Here is a 19,162-nt window from a genome sequence, read left to right as displayed (position 1 = left end):
CGTCAGGTCTTCCGGCATATCACGGCGTCGCCGCGTCTTGCGGCCGCTCGCGCGCAACGCCTCTCCGATCTGTTCGCGGCCAAAGCTGCGGCTGATCGTCGCTATCCCGAGCCGATCACCAATTCCCGCGTCTCCATCGAACGCCGCTGCTATTCGCGCCATGCCGCTTCCCTCCCATCGGAGAGAACCTAGCAGATTATCACTCTAAGTGAACAGTATTGGGGGTCTCTCCCGGTCTGCACGGAGCGCAGCGCAGGAAGATCGGGGACACCCCATCGGGCGGCGTCAGCCTGCTGACGCGCATCCTTGCCGGCGCGAGGGCGGAGCCATTAGCCCTTTTTCTCTTTTTTCATGGTGACGGCATTTGCTTGCGCCCCTGGGGGCACGGTCATAATCTGTATTCATGGCCCGCACTCCTTCGACAAAACCTGCCACCCGCAAGTCCGCCGCATCCGCGAAAGTCGGCACGACCGTCACGAAAGACAATCTGAAAGCCCTTGGTGCGGATCGGCTGGCAGACCTTCTGGTCGATCTGTCGGAACAGGATGCCGTGCTCACCCGGAAGCTGCGCATGGCGCTGACAGCCACTCATGCGAAAGACAAACTCGGCAAGGAGATCGAAAAGAGGCTGCGAACGATCCAGCGCTCCCGTGGTTTCCTGCCCTGGGACCGGATCAAACCCCTCGCCACGGAACTCGACACCCTGCGACGCTCCATTCTCGATGATGTTGCGATGACGGATGTCGGGCAGGCCATTTCTGCGATGCGTCTTCTCGTGGAACTTGCTCCTTCCGTCTATGAGCGCTCTGATGACAGTTCTGGTTATTTGTCAGATGTGTTTCGCGAAGCAGCCTCCGACCTTGGCACCCTCTGGGGACGACACGCTGGCCGGGATCCGGCTGTCACCGTCAGGGATCTGCTCACACTTCTCGATGCAGATGGGTATGGCACATGTGACCACCTGCTCGCGTCGTGCGGCGAGGCGCTGGGTACAGCAGGCGCGACCATGCTCAGGGTCACACTCGTCACACGACTGCACGAACTCCCTGCCTCCCGAGGAAAAGATGAGTATCGTATCGACAGAGTGCGTATGCAGACCCTCGGTCATCTGAGGGATCTGGCCGATGCGACGGGTGACGTCGATGCTTATATCGAGGCGGTCGGCATGAGCGATCGCCAATCCCCCTATTTCAGCGATATTGCACGCCGCCTTCTGGACAAGGGACGCGCCCAGGAGGCACTTGAATGGCTAGATCGAGAGACAGACGAACCCTCCCGGTTTCGCAGGGAGAATGACGATCTTCGGATCGAAGCGTGCGAAATTTTGGGCGACCACGATACAGCCCAAGCCATACGTTGGAAAATCTTTCGTGAATGCCTGAGCCTGCCTCACTGGCAGGTCTATCAACGCCATCTCAGTGACTATGACGCGATTGATGCCGAAGAGCAGGCACTCGATCACATCCGTAATTTCCCGGTTAAAAGCGTGGCCCTTTCCACTCTGCTGGAGTGGCCGGCGCTCGACGGCGCCGCCCGTCTCGTGCGGGAGCATACGTCGGAACTGGACGGACGGGATTATGGGGCATTACGTCCCGCCGCAGATCGTCTGTCTGAATCTTATCCCAATGAAGCGACGCTTCTTTACCGCCTGCTGGTCGAGGCCGTACTGGATAAGGCGCTTTCCCGCTATTATTCCTATGCAGCGAAGGATCTTGCCTCCTGTCGGCTGCTTGCGCCACTGCTAACAGCGACAGACGGCATGGAAACCCACGAAGCCTTTATGATCCGCTTGAAAGCGCAGCATAAGCGCAAGCTGGGATTCTGGTCACTGATCGGTGAGCATTAAAGGCAGCAATGGGGGGTAGAACGAACCCGCTGCGCGGGATTGGTGGGGTGTGTAGGTCTGTCACCACAGCGTGAGCGATCTGTTTTATTTGGAACTGTCCCGATCGGGCCAAGCACTCTGGCTTCTTCCCACCAGAAGGAGCCGGATGATGACAGAGTCCCTGTGCATTGCTGCAATCAGTCCCCTTCGCCAGCGCCTGCTTGATGACATGGCGGTGCGGCGGTTCTCCCGGGAGACGCAGCGCAATTACCTTCGCGATGTCGGCGGTTTCGCCACGTTTCTGGGCCGCTCACCCCACACGGCAACAGCCGAGGATGTGCGCCAGTTCCAGATTGCGCAGAACGCGGCAGGCATGCCGACACCGACCATGAACGCCATCGTGTCGGCGCTGCGGTTTTTCTTCACCCAGACACTCGACCGTCCCGACCTCGCACGCAGGCTGGTCCGAGTGGCGCAGCCCCGCAACCTGCCCGTGGTGCTGAGCCGCGATGAGGTTGCCCGGCTGCTCAACGCGACCATATGCCTCAAGCATCAGGCTGCCCTGTCGGTCGCCTATGGGGCGGGCCTGCGGGTGGCCGAGGTCGCCGCTCTCAAGACCAGTGATATCGACAGCGAGCGCATGCTGCTCAGGGTCGAACGGGGCAAAGGGGGACGATATCGCAACGCCATGCTTCCGGCAGACCTTCTGCCCCTGCTGCGGGAGTGGTGGAAGGCCGGACGCCAGCAGGGCGTGATGCATTCGGGTGGCTGGCTGTTTCCCGGGCAGGACACCATGAGGCCCATCAGCACACGGCAGCTCCATCGCGTGGTTGTCGATGCGGCGCGGGCCGCTGCGATCACCAGACGTGTGGGGCCCCATGCCCTGCGGCACAGCTTTGCCACGCACCTGCTGGAGGACGGTGTCGATGTCCGCGTGATCCAGGTTCTGCCGGGTCATTCCCGTCTGGAGACCACGGCCCTTTATACAAAGGTTGCGACACGGACCGTGCGGGCCGTTATCAGTCCGCTCGACAGGCTGGGCATGCTGACGACGGCGCAGACAAGGCCCGACGGCTGATCCCGGAGCGGGGGGCGGTCATGTCCGCCTCGCTCGAACTGGGGGACATCTTCCGGGCTGCCGGTCCTGCCTGGCGGGCAGCCCATATCGGCCGTCTCCCCCTGCAGCAGCTCAAGGTCATGTCGGCGATCGAACACTGTCGCACCGCAGCCCTTGGTGGCCATGTCGCGGCCTGTGAGGACTGCGGACACTGGCGCATTGCCTATAACAGTTGCCGCAACCGTCATTGTCCGCGCTGTCAGGGGAACGCCGCACGGACATGGCTGGCCGAACGTGAGGCCGATCTGCTGCCGGTCGGGTATTTCCATGTCGTCTTCACCCTGCCGGCGCGGATCTCCGACATCGCGCTCCAGAACAAGACCGTTCTCTACGCCCTGCTGTTCCAGGCGGCCTCGGAGACGATGATGACGATCGCCGCCGATCCCCGGCATCTGGGGGCGCGCATCGGCATCACCGCCGTGCTGCACAGTTGGGGATCGGCGCTGACCCATCATCCCCATGTGCATATGATCGTGCCGGGTGGTGGTCTCTCGCCCGATGGCCAGCGCTGGATCTCATCGCGCCCTGCCTTCCTGCTGCCTGTCCGGGTACTGGGCAAACTGTTCCGCCGTCTGTTCCTGACCCGGCTGCTCGCACTTTTCGATGCCGACCGGCTGGTCTTCCGGGGGCAGCTTGCTCCTCTGGCAGACCGCCGTGCCTTTATGCGGCATCTGGCCCCTGTGCGCAGCACGCGCTGGGTCGTCTACGCCAAGCCACCCTTTGCCGGTCCCAAAGCGGTACTGGCCTACCTGTCGCGCTATACCCACCGTGTCGCCATCTCGAACCGACGTCTTCTGGCGTTCAACGAAAACGGCGTCACGTTCCGCTACAAGGATTACCGGCGGGACACGGCCCAGCAGCAGCAGGTCATGACGCTTGGCACCGATGAATTCATCCGCCGCTTCATGCTGCATGTCCTGCCACGGGGATTTCATCGCATCCGCCATTATGGCCTGCTCGCCAGTTCCCGCCGCAAGGCCAGCCTCGCCCGGGTACGGGACCTGCTGAATGTCATATCCACACCAGCGCCAGAAGTCCCGGAACCCGAACCGGTCACGCCACCGCCCTGCCCATGCTGTGGGGGGGCAGATGGTCGTTATCCAGATCCTTCCCCGCTGGTGCCAGCCCAGAGGGCCGCCATCGGCGACTGATCCGGCCGGGGGATCAGCATGATGACCGGCAGACATGACCCTATAACCCGATGCCTGCCGGAACCGTCTCGTTCCAGCACACCGACAGACTTACGCAAAACGCGAAAAAACAGCGGAAAGCGCGCACCTGGCGCTGACGATCCTGTCATCTTCATTTGCAGGATCAGCAGGAAACACCCTTTACCGCGTCACGAATGCCGCCACGTGACCCCGCTCAGGGGCGCCTCAGGGCAGCGCCAGTTGCAAATTCCCCATAACTGAGTCCCGGTGTCGCGGGTTCGTTCTTCCCAGACTTTCGTACGCCTCGCGGCGCCCGAAACCCTTCAGGAGAGCGGACTGTCTGTTTTTGGAGGGTGAAACCTCAATAGTGAACATTTATTACGGGGCGGACTGTAAGATCGAGCTTTCGGCGCAAATTGTAAAGTATTAAACAATAAATTATTATTTTTCTCCCACAACAAAAATAATGTATTTATTATATTATTAATTGTTTTTATAAATCTTCAAATATCCCACTATTTTTTGCATGACCTAAGATAGAATCTATCAACGGCTGAACTATTTTTTTCAGAGATTCCTTAACCATCTCCCAATTTAATGTTTCCATATGTTCAACGGAATCTGTAGCCCAAGTAACATCGTCAATATGAGCTAATTTCCCATATTCTTGGATAAAAGCCAATTTTCCAAAAATGACATCCCATAAGGCATCATTGGTATTCTGCTCGTCAAGAGTGTCAGCTTCGGAAAAGAGAGGCTTCTGTGGTAACGTACTGATAATATCAGTAGCAATCCGCACTGAACTCTTCCATGTTCCACACCTATACATATACCTTCTAGTTAAAGATGTCTGTGCAATAGAACGCCTTCCGTCGACCCCTGGTGTCATTCCTTGAATAAATAGCCACTTTTTATCGCTTTTGTGGTATCGAGCAATATGGTTATTTAAACTGTCAAATAAGTCATTCTCCCAGCAGTAGTGTTCGCTATATTTAATTTTTGAAATTTTTTCTTTGCTATAAATATTAACAATTCCGTTATATTTAGAATATTCTTCCTCGTGTTCTTCTATAGATTCTTCAACAAGGAACATCGCCAAATCTTTTCTTCGTAAGTATTTACACGTTGTTATACCTGAATCTTTAATAACAGAATCATGCTTTAGGCACACTCCAAATCCAGATCCAATATTAAGGCTCTGTGCTGGATTGTGAATGCAATTACGGCAGGAAAAAAGCTCGTCCATAATGTTAGACTTTATCAAAATATTTCTGAATTCTTATGTGCGCATATCGTATGATCCACTTGCTTTTCAGATTTTTTAATTTGAAATTCCAAACAACCAATCCTTCTTTTCTTTTTTGTGCGTATTGAAGTGCCCGTGCCGCCTTTATTTTATCAGCTTTCACTGATTTTTTTATAGTGTTCTGAATATCAGTTATCAAATTATGATGCTCAACAACGTCATGTCCGTCACTCTCGGCTTGTGTACGCAGCAGACGATACATAACTTCACCAAAAATTTGAATAGAATTGGGTGCAAGAGAAACGCTAGTATATTGTGTTTTTCTACCTCTTGCTTTTACAATATGATCAACGTAACAACAAATATTCGCGAGATTTGGCGCTGTAATGCCGCTTTTCTCGTCACCCCTGAAATATTCAGACATACAAATCCTAATATGATCTATAAAAATTGACACCGATAGATTAAATCTATCTCAATACAGTCTGTATTTTCACTTCACATCAATTTTTTCCATCCCGATATCTGATTATGAAGAATTCATTTTTAACCTTTGTATTGTTATAGCATGTCGGCTTTTGAGAAGTAAAATTCTTATGATCTAACCGAGATGAGGGCGATAGCTGCCGCTACATTTCTGTGCCAAACTCGAAACACATGCTTCTCCTTCGCTTCGCCGTCGAATTCGCTGCCCTCTATCTCGGTGGCCCCCTTATCATCCTCGAACTCCGCCGACCTGGCATCCTGTTCGGGCTCATCTGGGTGGCGGCTATCGTGGCGTTTCTCGCGATCCGGGGCGAAAAGCCGCAACCTCATGACGTGCGTCGCGAGTTGCAGGCCATCTTCCTGCGTTTCGCGATCCTCGCGCCGATTATTGTGGGGCTGACTGCATGGTTTTGGCCAGAGACATTCCTCAGCCTGCCGCTTCAAAAACCGCGGTTCTGGCTGCTGATTATGGTGCTCTATCCGGTGCTGTCGGTATGGCCGCAGGAAGTACTCTACCGCGCATTCCTGTTTGCCCGATATCGCTCGCTGTTCCGCAGCGACACAGGCATCATCATCGCAAGCGCACTCGCTTTTGGCTTCGCCCATGTGATCTTCCTGAACTGGATCGCAATCGGCATGACCACTGTCGGCGGCCTGCTCTTCGCCCGCGACTACGCACGTCACCGGTCGCTGCGCCTGACTTGCCTGGAACACAGTCTCTATGGTTGCATGATTTTCACTGTAGGCCTCGGCCGCTTCTTCTACACTGGCGCCGCCTGGCATCACTGAGAGCGCCAGTCTACCGGGCCAGAGCCGCCGTTCGCCCGTCTTGGCACCTGCAGACCAACGCCCCTGAATCCAATCGGGCACCACGTCAGCGTTACGGAGGATGTCCACTTCCGGTGTCTCGCGCGGGCAGTTCGGGCAAGGTCAGGGCGAAGGCCGACACCATGGCGCACCGCCGGCTAAACGGCACCGGATCGGCGAAGATCAATCCTTGCATGCAATGAGACACGTCTGCTTGGAGGAAAGGTCATGCCGAGCTCTGACGTCCAACAAGAGGCGGAAGCCGACATGGAGACACGCCCGTCACTCCATCATGCGATGCTACCCGCCAGCCACTCCCTGAGCTTCGACCACCGCCGCCTCCCGCCCTGGTTGCGCACGGCGATGGCCAGCGCCTTCTTCTGCCCCACGAGCACGACGAGCTTCCGCCCGCGTGTGACGCCGGTATAGAGCAGGTTCCGCGCCAGCATGGCGTAATGCTGGGTCACCAGGGGGATGACCACCGCTGGATATTCCGATCCCTGGCTCTTGTGAATGGTGGTCGCGTAGGCCAGCACCAGTTCGTCCAGTTCTCCAAAGCCGTAAACGACCTCCCGTCCATCGAATGAGACCGTCAGTTCGCCCTCTTCCACATCGATCCTGTCGATAACGCCAAGATCCCCGTTGAAGACGTCCCGGTCATAATCGTTGGCGATCTGCATCACCTTGTCGCCGGGACCATAGGTCCAGCCAAACCGCTCGACCTTCACCTCACCCGGCGGGTTCAGCGCCTGCTGCAATTCGATATTCAGCGACCGCGCCCCAAGGCCGCCCCGGTTCATCGGGCACAGCACCTGCACGTCGCGAACCGGGTCCAGCCCGAACCGCGCCGGGATACGGTCCTTCACCACGGCCAGCAGTTTACGCAGCCCGATCTCCGGCTCGGCGGCCTCGACGAAATAGAAATCCGATCCCTCTTCCGCGTTCAGTTCGGGCATCCTGCCCTCGTTGATCCGGTGCGCATTGGAGATGATCCGGCTCTGTGCCGCCTGGCGGAACACCTCGGTCAGCCGCACTACAGGCACGGCGTTGGAACCGATGATATCGGCCAGCACCTGCCCCGGTCCGACCGACGGCAACTGGTCCACGTCGCCCACGATCAGCAGGGCTGCGCTATCGGGCAACGCACGCAGCAGGGAGCGCATCAGCAGCACGTCCACCATGCTGGCCTCGTCCATGACCAGCAGATCGCAGGTCAGCGGGTTGGTATCGTCCCGCTTGAAGCTGCCATTGGCCGGGTCGGTCTCCAGCAGGCGGTGGATGGTCTTGCCTTCCAGCCCCGTGCTTTCCGACAGACGTTTTGCCGCGCGGCCGGTCGGCGCGCAGAGCTGCACGTCCGTGCCCTTGGCGGTCACGATCTTCAGAATGGCGTTGACCAGCGTGGTCTTGCCCACGCCAGGACCACCCGTGATCACCAGCACCTTGCTGCGCAGGGCAAGGCGCACCGCCTCCTGCTGGCTGGGGGCCAGGGCAAGCCCGGTCTTGCCCTCCACCCAGGACATGGCCTTTTCAGCGTCGATGTCAGGCCAGGGCGGACGGCCAATGGCGCAGGCGCGCAATCGCTCGGCGATGCTCTGCTCCGCGCGATACAGGCCGGCAAGGAAGATACAGTCCGTCTCTCCCATGCTGTCGGCAATAACGTCGCCCGCTTCCAGTTCAAGTGCGAGCGCCGTCTCGATCAGAGGGGTGGCGACCTCCAGCAGTTCGGCGGTGCTGGTCAGCAGTTCCCCGACCGGCAGGCCGCAATGCCCTTCGTCCATGGCCTCGCCAAGCGCGTAGGAGATCCCTGCCCTCACCCGGATCATCGCGTCAGGCGCGATGCCCATCTTCCGGGCGATCTGGTCGGCGGTCTTGAACCCGATGCCCCGGATATCCTTCGCCAGCCTATAGGGATTTTCGCTGATCAGTCTGACCGCGTCCTGCCCGTAGGTCTTGAAGATCCGCACCGCCCGCGAGGTGCCGACGCCGTTGCTGTGCAGGAACAGCATGATCTCGCGGATCACCTTCTGGTCCGCCCAGCCGGCGACGATCCGGTCGGCGCGCTTCGGGCCGATGCCCGTCACCTCCCGCAGGCGCCCCGGTTCCTGTTCGATCAGGTCGAACACCGCCTCGCCGAACGCTTTCACCAGCTTTTTGGCATAGACGGGACCAATGCCCCGGATCATGCCGGAGCCCAGATAGCGTTCGATCCCTTCGACCGTGGTCGGCGGGCTGGCCTTGAGAAACTCCGCCTTGAACTGGAGGCCGTGGATATGGTCGTTGAACCAGCGCCCCGACATCTGCACGAACTCGCCTGCCGAGATCATGGCAGCATGGCCGACGACGGTGACGAGGTCACGCTGACCCCGCACCTTCACCCGCAGAACGCAGAAGCCGTTCTCGGCATTGTGGAACGTCACCCGCTCGACCAGTCCCGCCAGCGCTTCCGTGGGCGAAGTGTCGGTGGCGCGTCCACTCATCCGGCCTGCCGGAAGAACGGCACTCCCGTATCATTCATGACTCGTCCTCCCCTCTCATACCACCATCATACGCCAGTATTTGTACGACGCGCCTGTATCCGGGACTACCCATAACTACGATTCCGCACGCTGGATTACTCAGGAGCACGCTTTCGCATATTGCGTATTTCCATTGAAATAACAGCCATCTGTCCGGATCGTGTGCCTGTTTTCCTTGCCATACGGTCGGAAGAGAGCGACGATGACGGACAGACCCATCCAGTCCATTGCCCCGGCGTATCAGCCGCCCGAGCCCGAGTTGCGGCTTGTCATGCGCCCCAGTGCCCCCGACCCGCGCCTGATAGCGCTGGTCCGCCTCATGGCCCGTCGCGCGGCACGGGACTGGTTCCGGTCGCAGCAACAGGAGCAACGTCGCCGCTCCGGACCGTAAGGGATACCTCACCATGAAGGTCGCGCTCTACGCCCGCTATTCGTCCGACAACCAGCGCGACGCCTCGATCGCCGATCAGCTTCGGGTCTGCCGCACCCACGCGGAAAAGCAGGGCTGGAGCATCGTCGAGGAGTATACCGATCACGCCATCTCGGGTGCCTCACTGATGCGGCCCGGCATCCAGGCGCTGATCGCCGATGCGCAGCGCGGACAGTTCCAGATCGTGCTGGCCGAGGCGATGGATCGCCTGTCCCGCGACCAGGAGGATATCGCCGGCGTCTTCAAGCGCATGAACTATGCCGGCGTGCGGATCGTCACTCTCTCCGAAGGCGAGGTTTCCCACCTGCATGTCGGCCTCAAAGGCACGATGAACGCCCTGTTCCTGAAAGACCTGGCCGAGAAGACCCATCGTGGTCTGCGAGGGCGGGTCGAGCAGGGCAAATCAGGCGGCGGCAACGCCTACGGCTATGACGTGGTACGCAAACTCGACGCCAGCGGCGAGCCGATCCGGGGCGACCGGACCATCAACCCGCAAGAGGCGGATGTAGTCCGCCGTATCTTCCGCGACTTCGCGGCCGGGCTGGGACCGCGCGCCATCGCCTTCCACCTCAATAACGAAAGTATCCCGGCACCGGGCAGCGGGGCGTGGGGCTTCTCGACCATCACCGGCAACCGCGCACGGGGTACCGGGATTCTCAACAATGAGATGTATGTCGGAAAATTGGTCTGGAACCGCCAACGCTTCATCAAGGATCCCGACACCGGCAAGCGGCAGGCCCGCCCCAACCCGGAATCCGAGTGGGTCATCCAGGAGGTGCCGGAACTGCGGATCGTCGATCAGGATCTGTGGGACGCCGTCAAGGCGCGGCAGGCCAGCGTCAGCGCCAGCCGGAACACACGCGACACATCATCGCCCGACCATTTCCGCGAGAAACGCCGTCCCCGCTACCTGTTCTCTGGCCTGAGCAAATGTGGCTGCTGCGGTGGCGGCTATTCCATGATCTCCGGCGCCCTACTCGGCTGCTCGACGGCCCGCAATAAGGGCACCTGCGACAACCGGACCAATATGCGCCGCGAGGAACTGGAGCGGCGCGTGCTCGACGCCCTGCGTCACCACCTCATGGACCCGGACCTGTTCGCCGAGTTCTGCACGGCCTTTACCACCGAGATGAACCGACTGCGCATGGAAGCGTCGGCCGACATCGGCGCAGCGGAATCAGAACTGAAACGGGTCGAACGTGATATCCAGCGCCTGATGGATCTCTACCTTTCCGAAGCCATCTCGATCGAGACGGTCAAGGAGCGTGGATCGAAGCTCGAAGCCCGCAAGTCAGAACTCAAGGACTTCCTCGCCACCGCTGAAGCGCCACCTCCCCTGCTCCATCCCCAGATGGCGGAGTTCTACCACCGGCGGCTCACGCTCCTGCACGACATGCTGCATTCCGAGCTGGACGAGAAGCGTCAGGAGGCGGCCGAGGTGATCCGCTCGCTGATCGAAGCCATCATCCTGACGCCATCCGACAAGGGGCTACAGATCGATGTCCGGGGCGATCTCGCCGGCATCCTGACGATGGCGTCGGGCAGCGGACAAACGAAAACCCCAGCCCGTTTCCGGACTGGGGTTCGTGATGCGTTGGCATCGCAAGTTCAGATGGTTGCGGGGGAAGACAACCAACGATACTTGCGATTGGTGAACCGCGAGATACCCCGTCTCGCCGCATGACAGAGTGATCATGCCAGCGCGCATGGACATATCCAACTGGAATCCTTGTCATAGGCAATCCGCCTCATATATGATCCCATAATACGGGCAATATATGAGGCATATGTGTCATGTCTGAGACCACGTTCCTCTCCGACGCCTTCGATCCGTCCGGGCTGATCGCTGCAGAACGACTGAGCAATATGCTGCACATCACGAGGAGCGAACTGGCGGCAACCCTGGGCCTGTCGCGTGATGCGGTCTCCAAAAGCGCCCGTCTCGGCCGCCCCGCCACCCAGGCGAGGCTGCGCGACATGGTCGAGATCCTCAATCGCGTCCGGCCATGGGCGGGCTCAGCCCAACAGGCTTTCGCATGGTACCGGTCACAGCCCCTGCCCTCCTTCGGCGATCAGACTGCCGACGCGCTCGTCCGGGAAGGGCGCGCCGATGCAGTCCGTCGGTATCTGGACCGGATCGCGACCGGCGGATACGCGTGAGGTTCACCGGGCGGGTGTTCCGGGCGCATAATCCCCGTTGGTCTTTTACTCCACTGTCAGGCGACGGTGCGGCGTTTCACGGGGGGCGGTTTAACCCGGTCGGCACCCCGGCCTTGTACACCTCGCTGCGTATGGAGACTGCCTGGCTCGAAGCCCAGCAGGGCTTCCCGTTCAAGCCGCAACCTCTGACCATCTGTGCCTATGATGTCGATAGCGAGCCTGTCCTCGATCTGACTGATCTATCCAGCCTTAACGATCTGGACTTCTCCCCCGCCACCTTGGCCTGCCCCTGGGAAGACCTTGCTGACCAAGGCAACACGCCGCCTTCATGGGAACTGGCAAAGGCACTCATGGCCGACGGAGCGGCTGGCATCATCGTCCCGAGCTTTGCCCCTGGAGCGACAGAACATGACAGAAACCTCGTCTTCTGGGCATGGTCAGACAGTCTACCCTCCCGCGTAACCGTCATTGACGATGAGAGGCGACTGCCCACAACTGCAGCGTCGTGGCCGTAAGCTGACTGGAGAGTGAAATGACCGAATAGCGGCTATTCAGCGCCCAGGCCTAACGACCGCTATGACGGCGACTGCCGCCTGTCTGCTCCTGCATCACTGAGCGGACAGGCAGATCAGGGGGGGAGAACGAACCCGCTGCGCGGGATTGGTGTAGCGTGGCGGTCTGTCACCACGGCGTGAGAGAGGTGTTTTATTTGAAGCTGGCCTGATGGGCCACCGCACTCTGGCTTGTGTCCAACACAAGGAGCCAGATGATGACGGAGCTTATTCCTGTAGTCGCGATCAGCCCTCTTCGCCAGCGCCTGATCGACGACATGACAATGCGAGGGTTCTCACGCGAGACGCAGCGCAATTATATCCGTGACGTCGGTCGTTTTGCGACCCATCTGGGCCGTTCTCCGCACACGGCGACGGCGGAGGAGGTCCGTCAGTTCCAGATCGAGCAGCACGAGGCCGGCCTGCCGATACCGACGATGAACAGTATCGTGTCGGCGCTGCGATTTTTCTTCACCTACACGCTCGACCGGCCTGATCTTGCGCGCAAGCTGGTTCGCATCCGACATCCCCGCAATCTGCCCGTCGTGCTGAGCCGCGACGAGGTTGCCCGCCTGCTCAACGCGACCGTCTGCCTCAAGCACCAGGTGGCGCTCTCGGTCGCCTATGGGGCGGGCCTGCGCGTCGCCGAGGTGGCCGCTCTCAAGGTAAGCGATATCGACAGCGCGCGCATGCTGCTGCGGGTCGAGCGGGGCAAAGGGGGGCGATGTTCGAGGCGCATCTTGACCAATGGACGCGCGAGATTGCCGACCGGCGCGTGCATGGCACGACGGGCGTTGCACCGTCGGAGCGTTTCGCCGGCGAGGCCGAGGCCCTGCGCCCGCTCGGTGGACGCGCGCCGTTCGGCCAGTTGCGCGATCTGGTGCGCAAGGTTCAGGCCGATTGCGCGATCGACCTGGACACCAACAGCTACTCCGTGCCGTGGCGGCTGATCGGCGAGAGCGTCCAGATTGTGGTGCTGGGCGGGCGCGTCGTCGTGCGTCATGCCGGGCAGGTCGTGGCGGATCATCCGCTTTGCGCGGGACGCCGGCAGCGGATCGTCGATCGCTCCCATCTCGCCGGCGTGGTCGGCGGACCGGCCGCGAACGGCCCATCACTTGCCGGGCTACCGACCCCGTTGCCCGACCTGCTCCGGCCGCTGGCCGAATATGAGGCAGTCGCGGGAGGGGCCTGGTGATGGCGGGCGTGGACCATGAGGCATTGGTCGGGATGCTGGACCGGCTCAAGCTGACGGCGATCCGCGACCAACTGGACACGCTGCTCGACGACGCGGCGCGCTCGGACATGACGTTACGCGAGGCACTGGCATTCCTGGTCGGGCGCGAGATCGCGCGACGCGACGAGCGCCGCATCGCCATGGCGAGCAAGATGGCGCAGTTCCCGTTCGTGCGGGAACTCGACGGCTTTGAGTTCGACGCCCAGCCGTCCCTCGATCCCCGGCAGGTCCGCGATCTGGCCGAGTGCCGCTGGGTCGCGCACGGCGATACGATCCTGCTGCTGGGGCCGCCGGGAACGGGGAAGACGCATCTGGCCGTGGCGCTCGGGCGCGAGGCGATCCGGCGAAACTACAGCGTGCAGTTCGTCACCGCCGCGACATTGGTCGCCATGCTGGCCAAGGCGCATGCGGACGGCGCGCTGGACAAGCAACTGGCGCTCCTGTCGCGACCGAAGCTGCTGATCATCGACGAACTGGGCTATCTGCCGTTCGAAGCCAACGCCGCGCATCTGTTTTTCCAGCTCGTCTCAAGGCGCTACGAGCGCGGCTCGATCCTGCTGACCTCCAATCGCTCGGTCGGAGAATGGGGCGAGGTCTTCGGCGACCCGGTGGTGGCCACCGCCATCCTGGACCGCCTGCTGCACCATTCCACCGTGATCACCATCCGCGGCGACAGCTACCGTCTGCGGGAGAAACGACGCTCCGGCCTTCTGCAGAAGGCCGAAGCGTCCATCAGGGAAGCCGAGACAACCACATCATGACGGGGTCAGTTCCTCGCTTCGCCAAAGGGGTCAGTTCTTCAATTCGTTTGACAACAGCCCTGCCCGTGCTGTGGTGGTCAGATGGTCGTCATCCAGGTTTTTGTTCGATGGTGCCAGCCCAGAGGACCGCCATGCGCGACCGATCCGGCCGGAGGATCAGCATGATAACCGGCAGACACGACCGTATAACCCAATGCCTGTCGGAACCGCCCTGTTCCGGCAAACCGACAGGCTTACGCAAAACGCGAAAAAACGGCAGAAAGTGTGCTCCTGGCACCGACGATCCTGTCATCTCCCTGGGCAAGATCGGCGGGAAAGGCCCTTTGCCGCGCCACGAATGCCGTCATGCTCTCCCGCTCAGGCGCGCCTCAGGGCAGCGCCAGTTGCAAATTCCCCATAACTGAGTCCCGGTGTCGCGGGTTCGGTCCTCCCCGACTTTCGTACGCCTCACGGCGCCCGAAACTCTTCAGGTAAGCAGAATGTCGGCTGTTGGGCGGTAGGACTGGAAAAGCGGTCATTCGTGCAATCGACTGTCACGACACAAATGGGCGTCTCCTGAAGATCAACCTGATAACCTACTTCGTCGGGCGAGAGCTGTCCGTCTCATGAGACGCCGCATATATGCACTCGTCATGCCAGCGATAGGTTCATGGTCAGTGCCTGAGGGACGGAGCAGAAACTGCGGCCAGCGCGAGGCTGAAGCACTCCCTCTTTTTGGAGGAAATTGCTTCAGACCGCTTCTGTTCTATCACTTTACCTTCGTAAAGGCATCGCGTAGGAAATGAGCCGCTTGGGCGACTGCGGCGGTGGCCGCCGGCGTCTTGGCAAGCGCATTGAGCATAACGAAATCGTGGATCGTCGCGTTATAGCGGGTCGTTATGACCGGCACGCCAGCTTCGACCAGGCGTCGGGCGTAGGCCTCGCCCTCGTCACGCAGGACATCGTTTTCATCTGTGATGACCAGCGCTGGCGCCTGCCCGTGCAGGATGGAGTCCGGCGTGTTCAGCGGCGAGACATGCGGCTGGGCGCGGTCCGTGCCGGCAGGCAGATACTGGTTCCAGAAATAAGCCATGGCTTTCGCTGTCAGCCAGGGGCCACTGGCGAACTCGCGATAGGATCCGTCATTCATTGCGGCATCGGTCACCGGATAGAACAGGAGCTGGGCTACGGGCCTGGGTCCATGCCGCTCCGCAACGAGGGCGGAGACGACCGCAACCATATTACCGCCGACGCTGTCTCCGGCGATGGCAATGCGGGATGGATCGATCCCGAATTCGACCGGATGACGAGCGACATACTCCAGAACCGCATAATCCTGCTCGATCGCAGTTGGATAACGCGCCTCGGGCGAGCGTTCGTAATCGACGAAGATCACCACCGCACCGCTGCCCGCCGCCAGATCGCGCACGAGGCGGTCATGGCTGGCCGGGCCGCCCATCACCCAACCGGCACCATGATAATAGACGATGGCCGGCGCATGGTTCGGGGCGTCGAACGGGCGATAGATCCGGATGCGTGTGCTGCCGGTCGGGCCAACGGGGAGCACGCGGTCGGTGATCCGGGCAGAGGGAGCGGTGACCTTCACCGATGCCTGCGCGCCGTCCAGCAGCGCACGGGCATCGTGCGGCGACAGCGAGGGGATGGCCGGGACATGGGCGGTGGCGAGGTCGTTGAGGAAATGCTGGGTCGTGGGCTCCAGCACGGGAGCGGCGAGCGCGGGCGCGGCGGCAATAGCGGTAGCCAAGGCGATGACTGTGGAGAAGCGCTTCATGATGGAAAACTCCGTATCGATCAGGCTGCGATCGGCCTGTGAAGCACACATATCGTGCACGATATTATCGTGCAACATGGTAAATTGCATGGCTCCTATGCATTAACATCGCCCAAGATTTGATATTACGCGATATAATGGCCCTACTTATGGAGGACGATATGAACGAAGACCCATCCACACCTGATCTGTCGAATTTCGTGTGCTTCTCGCTGTATGCCGCGAGCCACGCCTTCAATCGGCTGTACCAACCGCTGCTCGAGCCGCTCGGTCTCACCTATCCGCAATATCTAGTAATGACCGTCCTGTGGAGCAGTGACGGCAGACTTGTCGGCGAAATCGGATCACAACTCGATCTGGTCAGCTCCACCCTGACCCCGTTGCTCAAGCGGCTGGAGGGCGCTGGCCTTGTGGAGCGCACCCGCGACCAGAAGGACGAACGACAGGTGCGCGTTCATCTGACCGAGGCCGGTCGGGCCCTGCGCGTTCAGGCCGAGACGATTCCGGCTTGTGTGTTAACGGCGACCGGGCTGTCGATCACCGAACTGCGGGACTTGCGTAATCGGGTCGACCGGCTGCGCCAAGCCGTCAGCTCTCCGCGTGCTCCGGGCTGCAATTCCGACGATCATTGAGCCTGTCACCCATCGATAGGTCCGGTTGCTCAGGGTATAATGCTCGCGGATATGCGCCAGAACCTTCAGATCGGTGCGCTGGCGCTCGCACAGGGGCCGGGAAACCCATGCCCGGTAGCCACGCGTCGAGACCTGCAGGACCCGACATAGAGCGGCGATGGGCCAGCGGTCACGATGTGCCCTGATAAACGCAAACCTCACGTCTTTTGGCTCGCGAAGAACTGCGTGGCTTTTTTTAATATTTCCCTCTCCTCCCGCAGGATACGGTTTTCCAGGCGAAGACGCTCATTTTCCCGGACGAGGTCCGTCTGCGCTTCAGGCGCCGTCAGATCAGTCGACCGATACTGCGCAATCCAGTGGCTCAGCGTTGATTTGCCAATCCCCAGATCCGCCGCAATCCGTGTCCGGGACAAACCGCTGCTCAGCGCGATCCTGACCGCCTCGCGGCGAAACTCTTCTGTCTGCTTCAATGCCATGGTCTCATGGCCTTTCCTGTTGAAAGCTTTAAACGCTCAGTCAACCGGCACAAAACCGTTACAAGTCCATTGGAGAATTGGTCGCCGTAATACCTGAGATCCGTCCATGCTGCACATGCGAAAACTCAATCAGCCAAGGACGTGGCAGACCAAAACGTTACTGACATTGCCACTGCACGATTGCGCATATCGTCTCTATCCGCGCTTCGGTGGTGCGGCTTCCCCAGGTTCACGAGAGGGCAAAGCAGGGGCTCATCACACCGCTGATCGAGATTTTTCGTGCAAATGGGACCTGCGCCTATGTGGGAGATGGGAGCAATTTCTGGCCTGCAGCGCATGTGCTCGACGTTGCCCGTCTTTATAGGCTGGCCATCGAGAAGAGGGCGACGGGTGCTGCGTGCGGCGATCCGGAGTGGTGTGGAGCGCGTGGTGATGACGTCGTCTGTGGCGGCCGCAAGCCGAAGGGTCGGTAGCCCGGACTGCGAATGCGACGAGACGGTGTGGACCGATCCGGATCCCTCTGGTGTGGACGCCTATACACGCTCATATCCGGATCAGACGATCAATGTAGTCTTCCTCCACCTCTTGCTGGCGCTATTTACCCAGCCCATATTCCTGCCGTCGTCCGACACTGCTTAACAGACACGGAGGATTCCAAAATGCATTTTTCTCGTATGTTTCAGGCTGGCGTCTTTGTTGCTACACTGGCCTGCTGCGCGGCTGCACTGCCTGCGCAGGCTCAGGATGCGTTGCGCGTCGTTGATGCACGGGGACACCAGATCGGTATCCTGGTCCCGGTCCAGGGCATCGCGACGACAGCGGCAATGCCTGATATCGACATGTTCGAGGCCGTTGATCGCATGATGGCACGCAATATGGCTCTCATGGAGGCGGTCGATCGGACATTGGGCTCGCGGCTGGACGGCGTCCTGCGCGCCGTTCCGGCTGTTGGTCATGACCTCCCGAAACAGAGCATGTCCTGGCAGCGTTTCGAGGCGGTCAGCACCGGTGGACCCATCGCCTGTACGCAGACGATCACGATCACATCAGACGGTCAGGCGGCGCCAATCGTTCATGTGTCACGCACCGGAAGCAACGCCTGTGCGGCGCTCGCTGCGCAGATGGCAGTTGACAATCTCGGAGATCAAAAGGCTGGTTCGACGGCTCTGACGCCCGCCGTCGAGACGCTGACGGAAGATCCGACGAACGGACACGCTGGAAGCGCTCTGTAAGACAGGTGGTGGCCGGAAAACCCTGGGCCACCATTATAGAAGGAAAATATATTGATTTTCTGCGATCATCGCTATGACGGTTAACGAAAATCAACAAAACCCATGTAATTTCTGTCTGCAACACCGCCACAGAAAATAAATACAAATAAAAATAATAAACTTATTCATGAAAAAAAATCTGCATTTCGTGCCCTCTTGACGAGGCAGGCATCTCTTCCAATCTTGCTTTCGCTGGACGCCATCGGGTCCGGCGTAGGCTCTGTGAGCCAGACAACTGAAGTCCATGTTGCTTTAATCGGAGGATGTGGATGTCGACGCTGAAAGGACTTTATTCCCGCTATCGCCGCTCCCTGCGCACAGCCGCCCGGAGATGGCGCAACCGACTGGAGGGAGGCGTATCATGGTAACGCGCCCCCTTTTCGGAGACGATCCGCTCGCTCCGCGTGCCCTCTCCGTGCTCCGCCGCCTCGGTCATGACGGACGTGGCGTGACGCTGACGTCTCTGGTGGCCCATACCGGTATACCGGGGATCAGACTTCGCGCCACGCTGGAACGTCTGGTCCAGGCGGGCGCGGTCGCCCCTGCCGGGTGTGATCCCCTGGCTTCTGATCTCGCGTTCCGTCTCCCCATGCGGGCAAGAGCCGCACCGCCAGTTTCGGTCGCCGCGTAAGGCACTGACCGCGCCGGGTAGATCAGAAACGCCTTCTCCGAGCGGAAACGCCGTCTTTTCTGGAACGGCCGCACGAATGAGAGGGTGGAGCGGGGCC

17 protein-coding genes and 3 pseudogenes are annotated in these 19,162 nt (G+C 59.9%); 15 read left to right on the top strand and 5 right to left on the bottom strand.

Features of this window, described 5'->3' with window-relative positions; genetic code table 11:
• The first annotated feature begins 403 nt into the window (after positions 1-403).
• The 3 genes and pseudogenes from HLH25_RS12390 (at position 404) to HLH25_RS12380 (ending at position 4,115) form a co-directional block, all read left to right on the top strand.
• Complete coding sequence (locus tag HLH25_RS12390) at positions 404-1,846, top strand: DUF6880 family protein (RefSeq protein ID WP_182974356.1); 1,443 nt, start codon at positions 404-406, stop codon at positions 1,844-1,846.
• 145 nt (positions 1,847-1,991) lie between these two features.
• A complete protein-coding gene (locus HLH25_RS12385) occupies positions 1,992-2,903 on the top strand; it encodes a tyrosine-type recombinase/integrase (protein ID WP_182974355.1) in 912 nt (303 codons plus the stop codon).
• A gap of 20 nt (positions 2,904-2,923) precedes the next feature.
• Positions 2,924-4,115: pseudogene (locus HLH25_RS12380) on the top strand (IS91 family transposase).
• Positions 4,116-4,586: 471 nt separating this feature from the next.
• Here HLH25_RS12380 and HLH25_RS12375 read toward each other — a convergent pair.
• Positions 4,587-5,339, bottom strand: coding sequence for a hypothetical protein (locus HLH25_RS12375; RefSeq protein ID WP_182974354.1), 753 nt, complete (start codon positions 5,337-5,339; stop codon positions 4,587-4,589).
• Positions 5,340-5,343: 4 nt separating this feature from the next.
• Positions 5,344-5,763, bottom strand: a complete 420-nt coding sequence (locus HLH25_RS12370) for a hypothetical protein (RefSeq protein ID WP_182974353.1) — start codon at positions 5,761-5,763, stop codon at positions 5,344-5,346.
• A gap of 233 nt (positions 5,764-5,996) precedes the next feature.
• Here HLH25_RS12370 and HLH25_RS12365 point away from each other — a divergent pair, with 233 nt between their 5' ends.
• A complete protein-coding gene (locus HLH25_RS12365) occupies positions 5,997-6,614 on the top strand; it encodes a CPBP family intramembrane glutamic endopeptidase (RefSeq protein ID WP_182974352.1) in 618 nt (205 codons plus the stop codon).
• Positions 6,615-6,922: 308 nt separating this feature from the next.
• Here the strand turns inward: HLH25_RS12365 and recD2 are convergent, their stop codons facing one another.
• Positions 6,923-9,109, bottom strand: coding sequence for an SF1B family DNA helicase RecD2 (gene recD2 / locus HLH25_RS12360; RefSeq protein WP_182974351.1), 2,187 nt, complete (start codon positions 9,107-9,109; stop codon positions 6,923-6,925).
• 241 nt (positions 9,110-9,350) lie between these two features.
• On the opposite strand from recD2, the gene HLH25_RS12355 reads away from it, so the two are divergent.
• From HLH25_RS12355 to istB, 7 genes and pseudogenes are all read left to right on the top strand, one after another.
• Positions 9,351-9,539 (top strand): hypothetical protein, encoded by a 189-nt coding sequence (locus HLH25_RS12355; RefSeq protein WP_182974350.1) that lies wholly within the window; start codon positions 9,351-9,353, stop codon positions 9,537-9,539.
• 13 nt (positions 9,540-9,552) lie between these two features.
• Positions 9,553-11,262, top strand: coding sequence for a recombinase family protein (locus HLH25_RS12350; RefSeq protein ID WP_182974349.1), 1,710 nt, complete (start codon positions 9,553-9,555; stop codon positions 11,260-11,262).
• A gap of 110 nt (positions 11,263-11,372) precedes the next feature.
• Positions 11,373-11,738 carry an antitoxin Xre/MbcA/ParS toxin-binding domain-containing protein gene (locus HLH25_RS12345; protein WP_182974348.1) on the top strand — a complete coding sequence of 122 codons (366 nt, stop codon included), beginning with the start codon at positions 11,373-11,375 and terminating at the stop codon, positions 11,736-11,738.
• Positions 11,735-12,253: an RES domain-containing protein gene (locus HLH25_RS12340; protein WP_182974347.1), complete on the top strand. Its 519-nt coding sequence runs from the start codon at positions 11,735-11,737 to the stop codon at positions 12,251-12,253. The genes HLH25_RS12345 and HLH25_RS12340 overlap by 4 nt, the downstream gene beginning before the upstream one ends.
• A gap of 251 nt (positions 12,254-12,504) precedes the next feature.
• Positions 12,505-12,957 (top strand): annotated as a pseudogene (locus HLH25_RS12335) (tyrosine-type recombinase/integrase); the annotation flags it as partial.
• Positions 12,900-13,484, top strand: a pseudogene (locus tag HLH25_RS12330) (Mu transposase domain-containing protein); the annotation flags it as partial. The pseudogenes HLH25_RS12335 and HLH25_RS12330, both read left to right, overlap by 58 nt.
• On the top strand, positions 13,484-14,284 hold the full coding sequence (gene istB, locus HLH25_RS12325; RefSeq protein WP_182974346.1) for an IS21-like element helper ATPase IstB: 801 nt from the start codon (positions 13,484-13,486) through the stop codon (positions 14,282-14,284). The pseudogene HLH25_RS12330 and the gene istB, both read left to right, overlap by 1 nt.
• 748 nt (positions 14,285-15,032) lie before the next feature.
• On the opposite strand, the gene HLH25_RS12320 is transcribed toward istB, so the two are convergent.
• Positions 15,033-16,055, bottom strand: coding sequence for an alpha/beta hydrolase (locus HLH25_RS12320; protein WP_182974345.1), 1,023 nt, complete (start codon positions 16,053-16,055; stop codon positions 15,033-15,035).
• A gap of 161 nt (positions 16,056-16,216) precedes the next feature.
• Between HLH25_RS12320 and HLH25_RS12315 the strand changes: the two genes are divergently transcribed.
• Positions 16,217-16,687, top strand: coding sequence for a MarR family winged helix-turn-helix transcriptional regulator (locus HLH25_RS12315; RefSeq protein WP_029495916.1), 471 nt, complete (start codon positions 16,217-16,219; stop codon positions 16,685-16,687).
• Positions 16,688-16,884: 197 nt separating this feature from the next.
• Here HLH25_RS12315 and HLH25_RS12310 read toward each other — a convergent pair whose 3' ends face one another.
• Complete coding sequence (locus HLH25_RS12310) at positions 16,885-17,163, bottom strand: transposase (protein WP_182974344.1); 279 nt, start codon at positions 17,161-17,163, stop codon at positions 16,885-16,887.
• A 179-nt stretch (positions 17,164-17,342) separates the two neighbouring features.
• On the opposite strand from HLH25_RS12310, the gene HLH25_RS20665 reads away from it, so the two are divergent.
• The 3 genes from HLH25_RS20665 (at position 17,343) to HLH25_RS12300 (ending at position 19,065) form a co-directional block, all read left to right on the top strand.
• A complete protein-coding gene (locus HLH25_RS20665) occupies positions 17,343-17,636 on the top strand; it encodes an NAD-dependent epimerase/dehydratase family protein (RefSeq protein WP_331000171.1) in 294 nt (97 codons plus the stop codon).
• Positions 17,637-17,822: 186 nt separating this feature from the next.
• Positions 17,823-18,395 carry a hypothetical protein gene (locus HLH25_RS12305; protein WP_182974343.1) on the top strand — a complete coding sequence of 191 codons (573 nt, stop codon included), beginning with the start codon at positions 17,823-17,825 and terminating at the stop codon, positions 18,393-18,395.
• Between the two features lie 400 nt (positions 18,396-18,795).
• Positions 18,796-19,065, top strand: coding sequence for a helix-turn-helix domain-containing protein (locus HLH25_RS12300; RefSeq protein WP_061470424.1), 270 nt, complete (start codon positions 18,796-18,798; stop codon positions 19,063-19,065).
• Positions 19,066-19,162: the final 97 nt, after the last annotated feature.

The organism is Gluconacetobacter dulcium (assembly GCF_014174165.1).
GTDB classification, from domain to species: Bacteria; Pseudomonadota; Alphaproteobacteria; order Acetobacterales; family Acetobacteraceae; genus Gluconacetobacter; species Gluconacetobacter dulcium.
The sequence above is the reverse complement of the archived record's forward strand: the minus strand, read 5'-3'. Positions and strand labels throughout refer to the sequence as shown.

What these genes read in the sequence shown, in the direction of transcription:
- HLH25_RS12370 (WP_182974353.1), bottom strand. Translation starts at nt 5,763, where the DNA reads ATGTCTGAATATTTCAGGGGTGACGAGAAAAGCGGCATTACAGCGCCA.
- HLH25_RS12385 (WP_182974355.1), top strand. Translation starts at nt 1,992, where the DNA reads ATGATGACAGAGTCCCTGTGCATTGCTGCAATCAGTCCCCTTCGCCAG.
- HLH25_RS12300 (WP_061470424.1), top strand. Translation starts at nt 18,796, where the DNA reads ATGGTAACGCGCCCCCTTTTCGGAGACGATCCGCTCGCTCCGCGTGCC.
- HLH25_RS12375 (WP_182974354.1), bottom strand. Translation starts at nt 5,339, where the DNA reads ATGGACGAGCTTTTTTCCTGCCGTAATTGCATTCACAATCCAGCACAG.
- HLH25_RS12305 (WP_182974343.1), top strand. Translation starts at nt 17,823, where the DNA reads ATGCATTTTTCTCGTATGTTTCAGGCTGGCGTCTTTGTTGCTACACTG.
- HLH25_RS12315 (WP_029495916.1), top strand. Translation starts at nt 16,217, where the DNA reads ATGAACGAAGACCCATCCACACCTGATCTGTCGAATTTCGTGTGCTTC.
- recD2 (WP_182974351.1), bottom strand. Translation starts at nt 9,109, where the DNA reads ATGAGTGGACGCGCCACCGACACTTCGCCCACGGAAGCGCTGGCGGGA.
- HLH25_RS12350 (WP_182974349.1), top strand. Translation starts at nt 9,553, where the DNA reads ATGAAGGTCGCGCTCTACGCCCGCTATTCGTCCGACAACCAGCGCGAC.
- HLH25_RS12310 (WP_182974344.1), bottom strand. Translation starts at nt 17,163, where the DNA reads ATGGCATTGAAGCAGACAGAAGAGTTTCGCCGCGAGGCGGTCAGGATC.
- HLH25_RS12355 (WP_182974350.1), top strand. Translation starts at nt 9,351, where the DNA reads ATGACGGACAGACCCATCCAGTCCATTGCCCCGGCGTATCAGCCGCCC.
- istB (WP_182974346.1), top strand. Translation starts at nt 13,484, where the DNA reads ATGGCGGGCGTGGACCATGAGGCATTGGTCGGGATGCTGGACCGGCTC.
- HLH25_RS12320 (WP_182974345.1), bottom strand. Translation starts at nt 16,055, where the DNA reads ATGAAGCGCTTCTCCACAGTCATCGCCTTGGCTACCGCTATTGCCGCC.
- HLH25_RS12365 (WP_182974352.1), top strand. Translation starts at nt 5,997, where the DNA reads ATGCTTCTCCTTCGCTTCGCCGTCGAATTCGCTGCCCTCTATCTCGGT.
- HLH25_RS12390 (WP_182974356.1), top strand. Translation starts at nt 404, where the DNA reads ATGGCCCGCACTCCTTCGACAAAACCTGCCACCCGCAAGTCCGCCGCA.
- HLH25_RS12345 (WP_182974348.1), top strand. Translation starts at nt 11,373, where the DNA reads ATGTCTGAGACCACGTTCCTCTCCGACGCCTTCGATCCGTCCGGGCTG.